Annotated in this window: 13 protein-coding genes; 5 read left to right on the top strand and 8 right to left on the bottom strand. The window is 56.2% G+C overall.

All coding sequences use genetic code 11. From position 1 onward, the window contains the following. Nucleotides 1-539 precede the first annotated feature (539 nt). Both ACFOFO_RS09185 and ACFOFO_RS09180 read right to left on the bottom strand, forming a co-directional pair. Entirely contained in the window at nucleotides 540-1,235 is a 696-nt protein-coding gene (locus ACFOFO_RS09185; protein WP_390331407.1) for a GntR family transcriptional regulator, read from the bottom strand. A gap of 118 nt (nucleotides 1,236-1,353) precedes the next feature. After that, on the bottom strand, nucleotides 1,354-2,679 hold the full coding sequence (locus ACFOFO_RS09180) for a C4-dicarboxylate transporter DctA (RefSeq protein WP_390325912.1): 1,326 nt from the start codon (nucleotides 2,677-2,679) through the stop codon (nucleotides 1,354-1,356). 154 nt (nucleotides 2,680-2,833) lie between these two features. Here ACFOFO_RS09180 and ACFOFO_RS09175 point away from each other — a divergent pair, with 154 nt between their 5' ends. Next, the gene (locus tag ACFOFO_RS09175; protein ID WP_390325911.1) at nucleotides 2,834-4,096 is read left to right on the top strand and encodes an allantoate amidohydrolase; all 1,263 of its coding nucleotides are present in this window, start codon (nucleotides 2,834-2,836) and stop codon (nucleotides 4,094-4,096) included. A 75-nt stretch (nucleotides 4,097-4,171) separates the two neighbouring features. Next, nucleotides 4,172-5,797, top strand: coding sequence for an HAL/PAL/TAL family ammonia-lyase (locus tag ACFOFO_RS09170; protein WP_390325908.1), 1,626 nt, complete (start codon nucleotides 4,172-4,174; stop codon nucleotides 5,795-5,797). 112 nt (nucleotides 5,798-5,909) lie between these two features. On the opposite strand, the gene ACFOFO_RS09165 is transcribed toward ACFOFO_RS09170, so the two are convergent. The 6 genes from ACFOFO_RS09165 to ACFOFO_RS09140 all read right to left on the bottom strand — a co-directional run bounded on the left by ACFOFO_RS09165 (nucleotide 5,910) and on the right by ACFOFO_RS09140 (nucleotide 14,025). Continuing rightward, nucleotides 5,910-6,092 carry a 4-oxalocrotonate tautomerase gene (locus ACFOFO_RS09165; protein WP_390325907.1) on the bottom strand — a complete coding sequence of 61 codons (183 nt, stop codon included), beginning with the start codon at nucleotides 6,090-6,092 and terminating at the stop codon, nucleotides 5,910-5,912. 53 nt (nucleotides 6,093-6,145) lie between these two features. Continuing rightward, on the bottom strand, nucleotides 6,146-7,468 hold the full coding sequence (gene guaD, locus ACFOFO_RS09160) for a guanine deaminase (RefSeq protein ID WP_390331406.1): 1,323 nt from the start codon (nucleotides 7,466-7,468) through the stop codon (nucleotides 6,146-6,148). Between the two features lie 168 nt (nucleotides 7,469-7,636). Then, a complete protein-coding gene (xdhC, locus tag ACFOFO_RS09155) occupies nucleotides 7,637-8,710 on the bottom strand; it encodes a xanthine dehydrogenase accessory protein XdhC (protein ID WP_390325905.1) in 1,074 nt (357 codons plus the stop codon). 16 nt (nucleotides 8,711-8,726) lie between these two features. Next, nucleotides 8,727-11,084 (bottom strand): xanthine dehydrogenase molybdopterin binding subunit, encoded by a 2,358-nt coding sequence (gene xdhB, locus ACFOFO_RS09150; protein ID WP_390331405.1) that lies wholly within the window; start codon nucleotides 11,082-11,084, stop codon nucleotides 8,727-8,729. A 16-nt stretch (nucleotides 11,085-11,100) separates the two neighbouring features. Continuing rightward, complete coding sequence (xdhA, locus tag ACFOFO_RS09145) at nucleotides 11,101-12,570, bottom strand: xanthine dehydrogenase small subunit (protein ID WP_390331404.1); 1,470 nt, start codon at nucleotides 12,568-12,570, stop codon at nucleotides 11,101-11,103. A gap of 537 nt (nucleotides 12,571-13,107) precedes the next feature. After that, entirely contained in the window at nucleotides 13,108-14,025 is a 918-nt protein-coding gene (locus ACFOFO_RS09140) for an outer envelope protein (RefSeq protein WP_390325902.1), read from the bottom strand. A gap of 572 nt (nucleotides 14,026-14,597) precedes the next feature. Between ACFOFO_RS09140 and ACFOFO_RS09135 the strand changes: the two genes are divergently transcribed. Genes ACFOFO_RS09135 through ACFOFO_RS09125 form a run of 3 tightly spaced genes read left to right on the top strand, consistent with a single transcriptional unit; the run spans nucleotide 14,598 to nucleotide 18,143 of the window. Continuing rightward, nucleotides 14,598-16,139 carry an ABC transporter ATP-binding protein gene (locus ACFOFO_RS09135; RefSeq protein ID WP_390331403.1) on the top strand — a complete coding sequence of 514 codons (1,542 nt, stop codon included), beginning with the start codon at nucleotides 14,598-14,600 and terminating at the stop codon, nucleotides 16,137-16,139. Next, the gene (locus tag ACFOFO_RS09130; protein ID WP_390331402.1) at nucleotides 16,132-17,226 is read left to right on the top strand and encodes an ABC transporter permease; all 1,095 of its coding nucleotides are present in this window, start codon (nucleotides 16,132-16,134) and stop codon (nucleotides 17,224-17,226) included. The genes ACFOFO_RS09135 and ACFOFO_RS09130 overlap by 8 nt, the downstream gene beginning before the upstream one ends. Further along, nucleotides 17,226-18,143 (top strand): ABC transporter permease, encoded by a 918-nt coding sequence (locus tag ACFOFO_RS09125; RefSeq protein ID WP_390331401.1) that lies wholly within the window; start codon nucleotides 17,226-17,228, stop codon nucleotides 18,141-18,143. Before ACFOFO_RS09130 ends, ACFOFO_RS09125 begins: the two co-directional genes overlap by 1 nt. Nucleotides 18,144-18,206 lie beyond the last annotated feature (63 nt).

Here is an 18,206-nt window from a genome sequence, read left to right as displayed (position 1 = left end):
ATCCCCGCCATCGCTGCTATCCGGTAACTTAACGTGTTGCTGGGAATGTGCGGAGAATTCAAAAGGACGAGCATGTTGGTCGTCCTTTTTCAATCGGTGGCCTCGGATGGCGGCGGAACAAATGTACAGAATGTCCTCGGGTGCTACCGGCCGCTGCGCTAATCCAAGACGCATTGCAGGGGTCTTTCTGCCAGCGCCGATCCCGCAGAAATTGTAATAGACGCGAAATATTTCCAGTGCGTGCGAGGTTTAGACCGCGTATCCGTTCCATGCGCGGCCCTTGTTGCCCGCTGATGAGATAGGCGTAGTCCTGTGGCAGCCATACGGTACCAAGCAATCATCGGTCCGCAACTTCGGGCGCGCTGTCTGGATGGCCAGCGCAACGTAGCCGCCATCGGCGTGGTGGTCCTCAATTGGATGCTGGAAGCCGGTTCGCAGTGTGCAAAAAATTTCATGACGATCGGCGGATGCACGGACAAATTGCGCCCGTTCTTATCCCCGCAACAACGACGAGCGCACCCCGATAAGAATCAAGAAAGCTAGGCCAGCAACGCCTTGATGAAATCTTTTTTATTGTTTCCGGGTTGTTGTTTAAATTGAAGGGCAGATTCGACGTGATGCAAGTGATGCAGCATCAATTCGACGGCAGTTTCAGTATCCCCCGCTTTTGCTGCCCGCATAAATGCCACGTGTTCATCGGATGAACAGGTGGCATCACGGCTGGATTGATACAGCATGGTAATCAAGGAGCTGCGGCCGGCAAGTTTCATCAGGATGTCGGTTAGTACCTGATTGCCGACCGTCTTGGCCAGCAGGATGTGGAAGTCGCTGAGCAGTATGGAGCGCACCTGCACATTGTCATCCAACAGCGCCTTGCGTTCCTGCTCAAGATGCTGATCGATCTTGCGGTAGTCTTCCGCTGTTGCCTTGGCGATGAATTCGCGCACCAGCGCCGCTTCAAGAATACGGCGCACAAAAAATATTTCATGCGCTTCCTCTTCCGTTGGCCGGCTGACAAAAGCCCCTTTTTCGGGCACCAGATCAATCAGCTTGTCTTTTGCCAACATCACCAGTGCGGCGCGAATCTTGGTGCGACTCACCGAATACAAACGTGCCAATGCTTCTTCCCGCAGCTTGGTGCCTGGCGGAAGTCGCTGTTCGGCAATTGCCATCGTAATATCACTGGCAATCGCTTCAGAGCTGTCTGCGCTGGCTGAACTTGTCGGCGTAACCATAATTTCATCTACCTTTAAAGCTGGGGGAATCGCGCAAAGGCCGAAATTGTACTCGCATAAGCTTTAACGCCCAAAGATTTGGCTGTGGGCGTTATTAACAAAGTCTATCTAGCGAATATCAGGCCTGGACCTTCAAGGGTGCCTTGGCCCGCGTCTTCTCCTCATCATATTCCCATATAGCAACACTATCGCCGTTCAATACCGCGTGCGCCCGTGTTCTATCGATATCTTTCTCCCACGAGGCAACGACGACCGTTGCAACGCAGTTTCCGATCAAATTACCTAGTGCGCGGGCGATGCCCATGAACCAGTCGACCGACAGCACGAGCACCAGGCCAACGACTGGAATGGCGGGAATCGCCGACAAGGTAGCCGCTAAAATCACAATCGCCGAGCCGGGTACGCCATGCGCCCCTTTTGACGTAATCAACGCCACTGCGAGGATCGCCAGCAAGTCGGAGAGTGCCAGCGGGGTATTGGTGGCTTGCGCGATGAACACCGCAGCCAGGGTCAGGTAAATCGAGAATGCATCCAGATTGAATGAATAGCCAGTCGGAATCACCAACCCGACAGTGGAATCCTTGATGCCCATGTACTCGAGCTTCCTCATCACCTGCGGCAGGACGCTATCTGACGACGCGGTAGCCAATACCACCAGCAGTTCTTCGCGTAAATATTTGATGAATTTGAAAATATTGAATCCCGCAATTCTCAGGATGGTGCCCAAAATTGCAAAAACAAAAATAATCACGGCACCATAAAACAGGAAAACCAGGAAGCCGAGTTGCTTGAGCGAGCCAATGCCGTATTTACCCACCGTGAAGGCAATCGCGCCAAACACCCCCAGCGGAGCGAGTTTGATGATGAACGACATGCACTTGAAAAATGCCTCGGACATGCTGTGAATGAGGCTTGCGATTGGCGCTGCCTTATCGCCGATCAGCGACAGGGCGCAACCAAAGATGACGGAGAACAACAACACTTGCAGCACATCGCCCGAGGTAAAGGCGCTGATTACCGTTGTCGGGATTATTTTCATCATGAAATCGGCAAAACCGGCGCCTTTGACCTTATTGGCGGTGTCCACGTACGTCGCCAGCGAACTGGCGTCGAGCGAGTCCGGATTGATATTCATGCCCTCGCCGGGATGAAAAACAAAGGCCAGCACCAGACCCAACGCCAACGCAATAGTGGTCACAACCTCAAAGTAGATCAAGGCCTTTAAACCGACCCGCCCGACCTTCTTTAATTCCCCCGCACCGTAAATGCCATGCACGACGACGCAGAAGACGATCATTGGAATGATCATCTTGACCAGCTTGATAAAGCCATCGCCGAGCGGTTTCAGGCTCACGCCAAACTTGGGATACCACACCCCGACGATGATGCCGACTGCCAGTGCAATGAGTACCTGGCCAAAGAGTGATTTAAATAAGCGCTGCATGTTTGTCTCCTGTTTTATATGGTTAACACCAATTGGTCTCACCGCAATTTATGCATAAAAAAGTGGCGGCCTGCAGACAATATAGTGCATCCACATTTTGTATGCAATAAATGAATTCAGTAGTAGAATTCAAAAAACACTTAAGGAGACAATCATGCAATCCAACCTAGATTCCAACGCAAGTTGTGGCACTCAAATCATGCGATGGGCTGATGAATTAGCGCAACATACCGATACGCCGGGCGTCATGACACGGACCTACCTGACGCCAGCCCACCATGGCGCCGCGGCGCAGTTGGCCGAATGGATGTGCGCGGCGGGCATGAACGTTCGGCGTGACGCGGTCGGCAATGTGATTGGCCGTTATGAAGGCCTGACGCCAAATGCCCCCGCCCTGTTGACCGGCTCACACTTCGATTCGGTACGCAATGGCGGCATCTTTGACGGCAATCTCGGCATTCTGCTGCCGATTGCCTGCATTCAACAATGGCATGCCGAGGGCAAGCGCTTCCCGTTCGCGATCGAAGTCATCGGCTTCGCCGAAGAAGAAGGGGTGCGCTTCAATGCCACGCTGCTCGGCAGCCGCGCGGCGGCCGGCACCTTTGACATGGCGGTGCTGGACAACCGGGATGAGGGCGGCCACACGATGCGCGAAGTGATGGCCGCCTCTGGCTTGCATGCGGTCGGACTGGCCAAAGCCGCCTATGATCCTGCGACCGTGCTGGCGTTTGTCGAAGTCCATATCGAACAAGGCCCGGTGCTGCTCAACGAAGGCTTGCCGCTGGGCGTCGTGACCGCCATTTCCGGCGCCTCGCGCTTCATGGTTGAGGTCGAAGGCCTGGCCGGACACGCCGGCACCGTGCCGATGGAAATGCGGCGCGATGCGGCCATGGCAGCGGCCGAAATCGGCTTGTATATAGAACGACGTTGTTACGGCACGCCGGGACTGGTCGGTACTGTCGGCCAGTTCAACGTGCCGAATGGCGCGACTAACGTGGTATCGGGGAAAGCGGTCTTCTCGATCGACATCCGCGCCGGCGACGATGCGGTGCGCCAACGCGCGGTGGCCGACGTGTTGGCCGAAATCGACCGGGTCGCACAACGGCGCAACGTCGCCATTGCGGCGCGCAAGATGCACGAGGCCAGCAGCGTGCCTTGTGCGCCGTGGCTGCAAGCGCAACTGGCGACGGCACTCGAACGGTGCGGCTTGCCGTTGCGGCATCTGCCATCGGGTGCCGGGCATGACGCGATGGCGATGGCCGCGATCGCCGATGTTGCGATGCTGTTCGTGCGCTGCGGCAACGGCGGCATTAGTCATCATCCGGATGAAATCATGACGGCAGAAGACGCGGCATTGGCGGCCCAGGTATTCGGCAATTTCGTCGAGCACTTTGGCAGCTCGTTCCCTCGCGTTTGAAAGCAAAAGCATCAAACTGGCTGGAAATTACCAAGTGATTGATACATCAAATTTTTAAACGGAAAGCAAAGCACTATGACAACCATCACCATCGACGGCTTCACGCTGAGCGCAGCGCAAGTGATTGCGGTGGCACGCGACAGTCGCGTGCCAGTGCGCCTGGCCCAGTCCTCGCGCGATGCGCTGAAACAAAGCCGCGACTATATCGAAGCCACCTGGATGCACGACGAAGCGCCGATGATGTACAGCTTCAACACCGGCGTCGGCATGCTGAAAGACACCCGCATCAAGGTGCAGGACACCGTGCTGTTCCAGACCCAGTTGATCAAGGCCCACGCGGCCGGCATGGGCGAGCCGTTTTCGGAGGAAGTCAGCCGCGCCACGATGCTGTTGCGCGCCAACGCCTTCGCCAGCAACTACTCGGCGCCGCGGGTCGAAGTGGTCGATCGCCTGCTGGCGTTCGTGAATGCCGGCATCCACCCGATCATGCCGCAAAAAGGTTCGGTCGGCGCCTCCGGCGACTTGGCGCCGCTGGCTTACTTGGCGGCCGCGATCGCCGGTTTCGACGAAGCAGAAGTGATGTATCAGGGCCAGCGCATGTCGGCGCCGGAAGCGATCACGCTGGCCGGCGTCGGTCCGGTGCTGTTTGAACTGAAAGCGAAAGACGCGTCGGCGCTGATCAACGGCTGCACCGTGTCGCTCGCGGTCGCGGTGCTGGCCGCGCACGATGCGCGCAACTTGCTGTCCGACGCCTGCCTGTCGCTGGGCCTGACGCTGGAAGCGATGCGCGCAGAAATGGCGGCGTTTGACGACCGCATCCACCAGGCCCGTCCGCACGCCGGCCAGATCAAGACCGCGGCCATCATGCGCAACCTGCTGGACGGCTCGACCCGCACCACGCATGAAGCGCGCGCCGTGCAATTCCCGGAAGAATTGCGGCGTACCGACATTCCATACACCGCCCGCATCCAGGACGTCTACTCGCTGCGCTGCGCGCCGCAAGTGTATGGCCCGGTGTTCGATGCGCTCGACTACATCGACACCATCGTCGCCAAGGAAATCAATTCCGCCACCGACAATCCGCTGATATTCGGCAAGGATGGCGGCGGCTTTGAAATCATCTCGGGCGGCAACTTCCATGGCCAGTATCTGGCGCAAGCGATGGATCTTTTGGCGATGGCGGTGACCGACCTTGGCAGTATTTGCGAACGCCGGGTGGCGCGCCTGATCGACCCGACCCTGTCCTGGGGCTTGCCACGCAACCTGATGTCGGGAATCAGGGGCGTTAACACCGGTTACCCGGTGGTGCAGTGCTCGCTGAGTTCGCTGGTGATGGAAAACCGCACGCTGTGCATGCCGGGCAGCGTCGACAGCATCCCGGCCAAGGGTAACAGCGAAGACCACGTCTCGAATTCAACCTGGTGCGCACGCAAGGCCGCCACCGTGGTCGCGAATACGCAATACATCATCGGCGTCGAAATGCTGCTGGCGGCACAGGCGCTGACGATGACCGAGGATTGGGTGCCGGGCTTCGTACTGGGCAAAGGTACGCAAGCCGCGTATGACGAAGTGCGGCGCCAGATCTCGGCCTGTCTGGATGGCGATCGCTGGTTCCATAACGATATCGCGGTAGCGCAATCGTTTGTCACCAGCGGCTCGGTGCGGGTAGCGGTCGAGCAGAAAATCGGCACATTCGTTTAAGCAGTTTGTAGCAAAGCAGCTTATTTCTTGATAAGACAGTACAAAAAGGGGAGGTCGGGGAGGCCACCATGGCGACTTCCCCATTCCTCTTTCCCCTAAGCAACGATCAGTCTTAATCGGACCACGGCTTGCTGCCAGGCGCCCAGTCTTCGCCTTTCATATCCTGAATGATAATCTCGACCGATTCCGGTGAAGAGCCTAACGTCAGGCAAGTGGCTTCCGTCACCGCTTTGATAAACGCCCGCTTTTGCTCTAGGGTGCGGTCTGCAAACAGTTGTACATTGATCGTGGGCATGGGCTCTCCTTTGAAAATGTAAGTGCGATAGGTGGGGTTGCGTTGATCCTGCATTAATCCTTGCGCAGATGCACCTGGCGTCCGGCCGCGTAAGTCGCGGCTACCGTGCGGTCGTCGCCCAGCAGCGCCAGTGCAAACAGCAATTCTTCCAGGCTGTCGGTACGCGAGCTGCGGCGCGCCAGCAGCGGCGTGGCTTGCGGATCGAGCACGATGAAGTCGGCTTCGGCACCGGCGACGAAATTGCCGATCGTGCCTTCCAGTTGCATGCTGCGCGCGCCGCCCAGCGTTGCCAGATAAAACATGCGCAACGCCGGCAAATAAGTGCCGCCCATGCGCGCCACTTTATAAGCCTCGTTCATGGTTTGCAGCATCGAGAACGAGGTGCCGCCGCCGACGTCGGTCGCCAGCGACAGCGGCACGTGCTGCGCATCAGCGCGTTCGAAATTGAACAGGCCGCTGCCGAGGAACAGGTTGGAGGTCGGGCACATCGACACCGCCGAATGTGTCTCGGCCATGCGGGCGCGGTCGGCGTCATCCAGCCAGATGCAATGCGCATACATCGCGCGCGGGCGCATCATGCCGTAATGGTCGTAGACGTCCAGATAGCTGCGCGCCTTGGGGAACAGTGACTTGACCCAAGCCACTTCGTCGGTGTTTTCCGCGACGTGGGTTTGCAGATAGGTGTCCGGATAGGCGCGTGCCAGTTCGCCCGCCAATTGCAATTGCGCTTCGGTCGAGGTGGGTGCAAAGCGTGGCGTGATTGCATACAACTGGCGGCCGCGCTTATGCCATTTCTTGATCAGGTCTTCGCTTTCACGCGCGCCGCTCTCGGCGGTATCGCGCAGGAATTCCGGGCAGTTGCGGTCCATCATCACTTTACCGGCCACCATCCGCAGATTGCGCGCTTCGCTTTCGGTGAAGAAGGCTTCGACCGATTCTGGATGCACGGTGCAATACACCATCGCAGTGGTGGTGCCACAGCGCAGCAGTTCATCCAGAAAAAAGCGTGCGACCTCACCCGCGTGTTCCGGATCGGAAAACTTGCGCTCGGTCGGGAAGGTGTAGGTCTCCAGCCATGGCAACAGGCCAGGGGCCGGCGAGGCGATCATGTCCGTTTGCGGATAGTGGATATGGGTATCGATGAAGCCGGGCGTGATCAGCTTGCCTCGGTAGTCCTGCACCGCTGTGCCTTCCGGCAAGCTGTTTTTGAGCTGCGCGTAATCGCCTGCAGCCTGTACTTTGCCATCGTTGACGATCAGCAGCCCGTCTTCATGCCAGGCATAAGCCTGTTGGTGGAAAGCGGGATCATTGGTGAAATGCAGCAAGCTGGCACGGTAAGCTTGCAGGCCGGTATTGCCGGTAGAGTTGATGGCCATGCTGGGACGTCCTTAACTGGAGAATGATGTGGCAATAAGTTGCGAGTGTTGGTCGGAACGCACAACAGCTTATTTGCTGAATAGGCGAACTGGTTCCTTGGAAGCCATCTGGGTGCTGCGTTGAAGCAGGGTGCTACTGCGCTAAAGTGGCGCTAGCGCAGTAGCCGGCTAGTGGCACTCTTCTAACGCATGCTGCGTGCTCAGTTGTGACAGGGTATGGCCGAGATCTTTCTGGCTGTCCTGTTCGACCGCTTCCCACACTTGCAGTAATTGTGCTGCCACTGCGGCGGCGATGACTGGCGGTGCCTTGCCACGGATGCCGGGCAGGCCGATCGGGCATACCATGTCGCTAAAACGCTCGGACGGGATGCCACGCTCGCGCAGTCGATGCTCGAACTGCATGCGCTTGGTTCTCGAACCGATCAGGCCGAACCAGCTGAAGTCGGAGCGGCGCAGGATATGTTCGGTCAGCAGTTGATCCAATGCATGGCTGTGCGTCAACACCAGGAAGGAAACACCAGGTGCGGCAGAGGCTACCAGCGCTTCCGGTGTATCGGTGGCTTCCAGCCGGACATTGGATGGCAGGACTTCAGGGAACATGTCTTCCCTTTCGTCGACCCAGGTGACCTGACACGGCAGTTCGGCCAGCGCCCGTACAATCGCTGCGCCAACATGGCCGGCACCGAACAGCATCAGATGCGGCCGATACGCCAGGCAGGAATCGACCAGCCAGCGCTGGCCCGCATTGTCCAGCGTGAGATGGCAGGCGTCGCCGGTGTCGATATGCGAAAACAGATGCGACACGGGGCCGGCCAAGCGGGTGCCGGCCCCGTCACATAAAGTCGGCGCGGTGACTGTATCTAGCGAGACCAGACGCCAGGTATCCTGCCCGCTGCGCCAGCGCTGGCTCAGGCAATTCAGGTATTCCAGCGCATTGGGAGGAATCCGTTCGAACGCCAGATGCACCACGCCGCCGCAGCACTGGCCCAGGCTGGGCCCGAGCGGGAAGCGCTCGAGCCGGCGCTCGGCAGCGACAGAATCGGCGGGCATCGACAACATCTCACGGGCGATTTCAGCCGCTCGCATTTCCAGATGCCCGCCACCGATGGTGTCGAACATCTGGTCTTGCGTAACGACCATTTTCGCGCCTGGCTCACGCGGACCGGAGCCGACTACTTTGGCGACCGTTACCAGTACCTTGGGTACTGCCTGTGTCGCGAGGGCGTTGAGCCAGTGATTCATACCGTATGCCGTCTAATCATCTGGCTGCGTTTGCCATCGCGCTAACCGCTTCAACCGACTTCAAAATCGACTCACTGGTGGCCGGGGCGTTCAGTGGCGGATTGAATTTGTAGCCGGCTACGCTGGCCACCGCATCTCGGATCGCGAAAAACACCGAGAACGGCAACAGCAGCGGCGGTTCGCCGACCGCTTTCGAGCGGTGGATACTGTCTGCCACGTTGCGGTTCTTGTACAGCTTCACGCGGAAGTCGTCCGGGCAATCCGAGATGGCGGGAATCTTGTAGGTGGATGGCGCGTGCGTCATCAGCTTGCCGCCTTTGTTCCACCACAGTTCTTCCGTGGTCAGCCAGCCCATGCCCTGAATGAACGCGCCTTCCACCTGACCGATGTCGATTGCCGGATTCAGCGATTGACCGGCGTCGTACAAGGCATCTGCACGCAGCAGTTTCCATTCACCGGTCAGGGTGTCGACGATGACTTCAGAGACCGCCGCACCGTACGCGTAGTAAGAGAAGGGGTTGCCATGCTTGGTCTGCGGGTCCCAATGCAGCCCAGGCGTCGCATAGAAGCCGTCTGACCACAGTTGTACCCGCGCCAAGTAGGCCTTTTGCACCAGTTCCGCAAACGGAATCGCGTGGCTATTGACATGGACGAAGCCATTCGCAAAACCCACCGAAGACTGGTCGCCACCATACAGCTTGACGGCAAACTCAGCCAGACGCTGACGAATGGTGTTGGCCGCATCCTGCGCCGCTTTACCGTTCAGATCGGCACCGGTAGAAGCGGCGGTAGCCGAAGTATTGGCAACCTTGCTGGTGTCGGTGGCAGTCGCGCGCACCATTTCCAGGCTGATTCCCAGCTCATGTGCGACCACTTGGCAGACTTTGGTATTGATACCCTGGCCCATTTCGGTGCCGCCATGGTTGACCAGTACCGAACCATCGGTGTAGACGTGGACCAAGGCACCCGCCTGGTTGAAGTGGGTTACGTTAAACGCGATACCAAACTTGACCGGTGTCAGCGACAAACCTTTTTTCAACACCGGACTGCTGGCGTTAAAGGCTTGCACCGCTGCGCGACGCTGACGATATTCGCTGCTCTCTTCCAGTTCGGCCACTAGTTCGTGAATCACATTGTCAACGACTTTCTGGCCGTATTGGGTGACATTGCGACCTTCTTCATCGTTACGACCGTAGAAGTTGATCTTGCGTACGTCGAGTGCATCCTTGCCCAGATTGCGTGCGATTTCATCGACGATATATTCAATCGCAATTGCGCCTTGTGGACCACCGAAGCCGCGAAACGCGGTGTTCGACTGGGTATTGGTTTTGCCGCACAATGCGAGGATGTCGACATCTCCCAAGTAATAAGTATTGTCAAAGTGGCACATTGCACGGGTGGCGACCGGCGCCGACAGATCGGCCGAAAAACCGGCGCGCGACACCATCTCGACCTTGGCGGCAATGATGCGACCTTGGTCGTCGTAACCGACTTCATATTCATAATGGAAGCAGTGGCGCTTGCCGGTGACCAGCATGTCATCATCGCGGTCAGCCCGCAGCTTGACTGGACGCTTCAGGTGCGCTGCGGAAATGGCTGCCAGTGCGGCCCACAGGGCTGACTGCGATTCCTTGCCGCCGAAGCCGCCACCCATGCGCCGGCATTCGACCAAGATATGATGCGAATGTACGCCGAGTGCATGTGCGATCACGTGTTGCATTTCGGTTGGATGCTGGGTCGAACAGAGCACCAGCATGCCGTTGTCTTCCTTCGGCACCGCGTAGGAAATCTGGCCTTCCAGGTAAAACTGTTCTTGCCCACCGACATACCACTCACCCTTGACGCGGTGTGGCGATCTTGCGAACGCTTGCTTTACATCGCCGCGCTGCAGATGCATCGGCGGAATCACGAAGGACTGCGCTTTTTTGGCTTCTTGCGGGGTCAGGATGGCCGGCAATTCTTCGTAGCTGATATCGGCTTTGCGGGCGGCGCGGCGCGCATTGTCGTGGCTGTCGGCAACCACGACGAAAATTGGTTGGCCGACATATTCCACCAGACCTTCGGACAGAATCGGATCATCGTGGACGATCGGACCGCAATCATTGGTGCCAGGGATGTCTTTGGCAGTAAACACTGCCACTACGCCCGGCGCGTTTTTGACCGCGTCCAGATTCATCGACAGGATGTTCGCATGCGCTTTTGACGACAGGCCAAGCGCGGCGTGCAAGGTGCCTTGTACTTCCGGGATATCGTCGGTATACGTGGCTTCACCCAGTACGTGCAGCACGGCCGATTCATGCGGACGGGATTGACCGACTTCGGCCCAGACGGCGGGAGCGATTGTTGTCAGGAAAGGTTCAGTTTGCTTATTCATAACGTCATCTCCGTCCTTAAATGTAGGCAAAAGCACTGACTGACTCAAGCGCCAAGGGAGCATCAGGCCGGGTTTCCAGCCAAAAACGACGCAATAGATTTTGTGCTGTTTTCATGCGGTATTCGCTGGAAGCGCGCATGTCGCTCAACGGAGTGTAATCCTGCGCCAACATCTCCATTGCGATCTTGAGCGTGGCTTCATTCCAGACTTGGCCATTCAGCGCAGCTTCGGCCCTGGGCGCTCGCTTGGAAGTGGCGGCCATACCGCCGTAGGCGATGTGGGCATTGCGTACGATATTGCCATCGAGCGTGATGGCATAGGCCGCGCACACTGCAGAAATATCCTGGTCAAAACGCTTGGCCAGTTTGTAAGTGCGGAACTGCACATTCGCTTGTGGCAACGGTATGCGCACTGCTTCAACGAATTCGCCCGGTTGCATATCCTTTTTCATGTAATCCAGATAAAAGTCTTCCAGCGGCATCACGCGTTGGCCATTGATGCCGCGCAAGACGATTTCCGCACCCAAGGCAATCATCCATGGGGCGGAATCACCGATCGGCGAGCCATTCGCGACGCTGCCTCCCAGCGTGCCGGTATTGCGAATCGGCAAGGAGGCGAAACGTTTCCACATTTCCGTTAATTCGTCTTTGTAGTGGCGGCACACTGCTTCATACGCATCGGTAAGCGAGACGCCGGCGCCGATTTCGATTTTGCCATCGCGCTCGACGATGGTTTTGAGTTCGTCGACCTCGCGTACATAAATTATGTCGCCCAGATCGCGCATTTGTTTGGTGACCCACAGGCCGATATCGGTCGAGCCGGACAGGATGCAGGCATTCGGATTGGCGGCGCGCACCTTAACCAACTGTTCCAGCGTACGCGGGGCGTAGAACGTCTGGCCGTCCTGCTCGTAGACAAACATCTCGCTGCGCTGCAAGTCCAGCAAGGACTTCGCCAGTGCAGCTTTATCAAATTTGACTTCAGGCAATTCGCCCATACGCTTGGCAGCATCGATGATCGGGCGGTAGCCGGTGCAGCGGCACAGGTTGCCGGACAGGGTGTCGTCAATTTCCTTGCGGCAGGGTGCTGTTGCCTGGCCTTCTTGTTTCAGATACAAGCTCCACAGCGACATCACGAATCCGGGTGTGCAGAAACCGCATTGCGATCCATGACATTCGACCAGTGCTTCTTGCACAGGATGCAACTTGCCATCGGGCTGTTTCAGATCTTCCACGCTAAATAGCGCCTTGCCATCCAGCGTCGGCATGAACTGGATGCAGGAGTTGATAGACTTCAGCTCAACCTGACCGTCTTTCATCTCACCGATCACAACGGTACAGGCGCCACAGTCACCCTCAGCACAACCTTCCTTGGTGCCGGTGCAATGCAAATCTTCCCGCAAATGCTGCAGGATGGTTTGGGTAGGCGCAACATTATCAACGACCTGGACTTGGCCTTGATAGTAAAAACGAATTGGTTCAGACATAGGTGCTCCGCTCTAAATTTCTTGTGTTGTGAGACTAGCATTCGCGCCGCTTGCGGCTATACGTTCAAAATGATGTTCACTATCCGTTAAGATAAATAAAGAATAAGGATTTCAAGCAGGTTGCTTACTTTCTCTATCCAGGCAGCGTAGCCATCCTTGGGTTTTTCGGGATCAATAAATGCAGAAAAACAACTCTGTGCGAGCGCACTTGCACAACAAGGTCCAATTCGTGTGTCATCGATTAATATTGGATTGGAGATCTGTCTTGCAGTTCTATGGAGCAGGGAGATAGTTGCCTGGGTCTGGCGAGTGAGTGATGATGAGTAAAGCAGCTTGTGCCGCACTAGGTACTTATTGATGAGGCACGATTAACGCTTGAATATTTTTTTTTGCACTGCTTGCGTAATCGCCAAATCAATCGCGAATTATTTGTACCGAATCAGTATTGTTAGCAAAAATAGTGTGAAAAAAAAGCGTTCACCCCTTTCATGTGGGTGAACGCTTTTTTGTAATGCAATACAGCGAATTCAGGCAGTCTTAGAAGTGCGCTTCGACTTGCGCGAACGGGGCGGAAATATGCCCAGCTTTGTTGTTGGCGTTCAATGACTCATCGTTACCGAATTTATTTTTCCAGTAGCGGTAGCCGACGCCTGCATAGAAAGTATCTTTTTTGCCGGCTAGCGAGCCGAGATCGAACATCACCATCGCATCCAGCAGGGTTTCTGTCTTGGTTTCGTCACCGTGAGGGGTTCCTCTGCCTTTGCTGCCGGTAACAGTCAGAAAACCTTTAAAGTTAGCCGGGATGCCGGCGTTGAATGGGACGCCCCAGACCACATTCAACTGAGGCGCAGTCTTGAAGCTCTGGTGCGCGCCTTCGTGGAAGATAGAATTGGAAATAGTACTGTTATTGCTTTCTTTGTAGGCTTGCAGGCCGACGTTCACGAAGCCGGCTGGCAGTGCGAATTGCACGGTTGGCCCAATCACCAGCGCGAGGGGTGACGCGCCGTTGAAGTCATTTTTGGAGCCCGCATTAAAGCCGGCAGTCAGGGTGACATCCTTGACCGCGCCGTATTTCAGGCTGGTGCCGGACACAGCGCTCAGGCTTAGGTCGTGGCGGTAAATGGCAAACACTTCCTGCGCACCGGAATTGGTGCCCGGTCCGTTGCCAAACGGACTGCCATCGCCGTTATTTGCCGGATTATTGCTGTCGGATTTCAGGACGTCGATGTTGAAGAAATTGCTGCCGTATTTGTAACCGCTGATATGGCTCAGCGATAGGATTTGCTTGGCTACGTCAACCTTGTTGTTGTTTGCATCGGTAACGAATGCGCTTTCTTTCTTAATATAGCGATAGCTGATCGAAGTATCGCTCCAATCGGCAGCGTGCGCGCCAGCAGCGCAAGTCATGGCGACGGCTAGGCAAAGTTGTTTCAATACTGTGGCATTACGGGACATTAACGGACTCCTAGAATATTTTAATTATTCGACATGTGGGAAAAGGATGCCTGAGACATAGATGGCGACTGAAGTATGTGAGAAGCTGAATCCATTGGTATGCCTTCCTGGATAATACTAGTTATATGTTGGAACGTATAATTCAAATTTCCATATGGCAACAATTCCAAGTTACCTAGACGTAAATCGGAAAAATACCGATTTTTGCTTGGATTTAGTACTATAAATCATTCTTTTGAATTGCTTTTGTGCACATTAAAATCAAGCTGGTTGTGTTGTTTTTTGCGACTCTGACGCGCCCTGATCCGCACGTGTGCTGTACACAATTTGTTTTTCATGGCAAATGCATGGCGTTAGCAATGGAAATTGCAGTTGTTGATGCTTGAAGCGCGTGTTTGGTGTAGCTTTAATCATCTGCATGGAAGGCGGTTTGATGCCTTGTTTGTAAAAATGCATCATATATTCAGATTTGTATATTGGCATGTCGCGCTGTAGATATGTCCAAGGCTCGCTTTCCTGTATGTTAAAAATACAAAAATAATATATTTTCTATATGCAAAATAAACGAGACAATGACAAACCGCCTAGAACTTCATAGCATCACCAAACGCTATCCATCGGTCGTCGCTAACGATGGCATCAACTTAACCGTCAAGCCAGGTGAAATCCACGCCGTGTTAGGAGAAAACGGCGCCGGCAAATCGACCCTGATGAAAATCATCTACGGCTCGGTCAAACCGGACGCCGGCAAGGTGATCTGGAATGGCAAGGAAGTCCATATTGCCAATCCCTCCGCTGCCCGAGAGCTGGGTATCGCGATGGTGTTCCAGCATTTTTCCCTGTTCGATACGCTGACCGTGGCCGAAAACATCGCGCTCGGCCTGCCGCAGGACACCAAGCTAGACGAACTGGCAAAGCGCATCTCGAACACGGCCGAGCAATATGGCCTGGAGCTGGAACCGCAGCGCCATGTGCATACCCTGTCAGTCGGCGAATGCCAACGGGTGGAAATTGTGCGCGCCCTGCTGGCCAAGCCGCAGCTGCTGATTCTGGATGAGCCGACTTCGGTGCTGACGCCGCAAGCGGTCGAGAAGCTGTTCGAAACCTTGCGCAAGCTGGCTTCCGAAGGCTGCAGCATTCTGTACATCAGCCACAAACTCGATGAAATCCGGGCGCTGTGCCACACCTGCACTGTAGTGCGGGCCGGGAAAAATACCGGGGTCTGTGATCCACGGGAAGAAACCGCCTCCAGTTTGTCGCGCTTGATGATCGGAGCCGAGCCGCCAGCCATCAAGCACGTGCTGCGTTCGCCCGGCGAAACCCTGCTGGCAGTGAAAAACCTGTCCTTGGCCAAGAGTCATCCGTTTGCGACCGAACTGTCCGGCATCAATTTCGAGTTGCGTGCCGGCGAGATCCTCGGCGTTGCCGGCGTCTCCGGCAACGGTCAGCAGGAATTGCTGGCCGCCTTGTCTGGCGAGGACCAGCGTGCCAAACCCGACATGATTTTGCTGCAGGGCGAGCGGGTTGGCCATTTTGGTCCGGGTCGGCGACGTGCCCGCGGTCTGGGTTTCGTGCCGGAAGAGCGGCTGGGGCGCGGTGCGGTGCCTGAAATGTCTTTGGCCAACAACATCCTGTTGACACACCAAACCAGCGCCACCATCCGCCATGGTTTTGTCAAAAACAACGCGATCGTCAAGATGGCGGCTGACGTGATCGCGCGTTTCAATGTGAAGGCCGGCGGGCCGCATGCCGCTGCGCGCAGTTTGTCCGGTGGGAATTTACAGAAATACATCGTCGGCCGTGAAGTCATGCGTGGGCCGAAAGTGCTGATTGTGGCGCAGCCGACATGGGGGGTCGACGTCGGTGCAAGTGCACAAATCCGCGCGGAACTGGTTGCGTTGCGCGATGCCGGGTGTGCCTTGCTCATCATTTCAGAGGAGTTGGACGAATTGTTTGAAATCTCGGATCGCCTGGTTGTCATCGCAAAAGGCCGTTTGTCACCGTCCGTCAAAGCTTCGGATGCCACCATCGACCAGATCGGTCAATGGATGAGCGGCATGTGGACCGATACCACCGTCACACCAATCACAACCAAGAGGGCAGCCAATGTTTAAGCTAGAGGCGCGTGCCAATCCATCCGCTGTCATGTCGTGGATGTCGCCAGTGTTGGCTGTATTGTTGACGGTGCTATGTGGTGCCATCCTGTTCGCCATTCTGGGTAAAGATCCGCTGACCGGCTTGGCGGTGTTTTTCCTGGAACCGATCAAGGATTTGCACGGATGGTCCGAGGTCGGGGTCAAAGTCGCTCCGCTATTGCTGATCTCCGTTGGGCTAGCGATCTGTTTTCGTGCCAATGTGTTCAATATTGGTGCCGAAGGGCAGTTGGTAGTCGGTGCGATTACCGGAGGCGCTGCCGGTTTGTTCTTCGATAACGGCAGCGGCGGTGGCCCCTTGATGATTGGCGTGGTGCTGCTGGCCGGCATGTTGGGCGGCATGGCTTGGGCTGCCATTACGGCTTTCCTGCGCGATCGCTTTAATGCCAATGAGATTCTGGTCTCCCTGATGCTGGTGTACGTGGCGCAACTGCTGTTGAGCTATCTGGTACACGGCGTGCTCAGGGATCCTGAGGGTTTCAACTTCCCACAGTCGAAGATGTTTTCCGAGGGGTTTTTGCTGCCCATCCTATTGGAAGGCTCCCGCTTGCATTTCGGTATCCTGCTGGCACTATTAGTGTCGTTGGCCGGCTGGCTGTTCATGTCGAAAAGTCTTGCCGGTTTCCGTCTGCAAGTGGGCGGCATGGCGCCAAGGGCGGCACGTTATGCCGGTTTTTCTTCCCGCAAGTCGCTCTGGATGTCGCTGATGATTTGTGGCGCGTTGTCCGGTCTGGCCGGTGTCTGCGAAGTGTTGGGCCCGATTGGTCAATTGACGCCGTCGGTGTCACCCGGTTACGGCTTCGCCGCCATCATCGTGGCTTATGTCGGTCGCTTGCATCCAATTGGCGTCATATTTTCGAGCTTCATCATGGCCTTGTTCTATATCGGTGGCGAACTGTCGCAATCGCGCCTGGGAATGCCGAGCGCCATCACTGGCGTGTTCCAGGGGATTCTGCTGTTTTCGCTGCTGGCCTGTGATGTTCTGATCAACTACAAACTTCGTTGGAGCGGCTCCATGATCAATTCAAAACTTCTCGGGAGCAAATAATGGACTCCTTCGCACCACTGATTGCTGCATCCATCAATGCAGGTACGCCCTTGATGCTGGCGGCCTTCGGTTTGTTGATTAACGAAAAATCCGGGGTGGTGAATCTCGGTGCCGAGGGCATGATGCTGGTCGCCGCGATTGTCGGTTTTGCTACCACCATCCATACCGGCAGCGTGACTGTTGGCTTGATGGCAGGTGCTTGTTCCGGCATGGTGCTGGCGGGATTTTTTGCCTGGCTGACAGTCTGGCTGGGCACCAGTCAGGTGGCGACTGGTCTGGCGCTGTCTTTGTTCGGTACCGGGGCTTCGGCCTATATCGGCATCAATTATGTGGGTAACAGCCTGCAAAACGGCAAGTTCGGCATTCCCTTGCTGCAAGACATTCCGTTTTTAGGTACGGCGTTGTTCAAGCAGCATCCGATGGTGTATTTCTCGATGTTGTTATGCGCTGCCATTATCTGGTTCCTGTACCGCAGCCGTGCTGGCCTGATTTTGCGCGCGGTTGGCGAATCTCCATCCTCAGCACATTCGCTGGGCTATAACGTGCGCCTGATCCGCCTGGCTGCGTTGCTGTTCGGTGGCGCCTGCTGCGGGCTGGCCGGCTCTTTCCTGTCGCTGGTGTATACGCCGCAATGGGTTGAAGGCATGGTGGCAGGGCGAGGCTGGATTGCACTGGCACTGGTGACGTTTGCGACCTGGCGTCCAGCACGCGTGATGGCCGGTGCCTACTTGTTTGGTGGCGTGACCATTTTGACCTTCTACATGCAAGGTGAAGGGGTGCCTATCGCGTCGCAGTTGCTGTCGATGTTGCCGTACTTGGCGACGATCGTGGTGCTGGTGCTGATTTCCCGCAATGCGAATTGGATCAAGCTGAATATACCGGCCTCTCTGGGTAAGCCATTCAATCCAAATAGCTGATTCTCAGTACTATTTAGGTGATGGATCAGCGTCGGCGCAGCGGGAAGTAAACTCTGGCCGTGC

The organism is Pseudundibacterium arcticum, assembly GCF_042646465.1.
Classification (GTDB): domain Bacteria; phylum Pseudomonadota; class Gammaproteobacteria; order Burkholderiales; family Burkholderiaceae_D; genus Undibacterium_A; species Undibacterium_A arcticum.
Note: the sequence above shows the minus strand (reverse complement) of the source record. Positions and strands in the feature narration are given on the sequence as shown.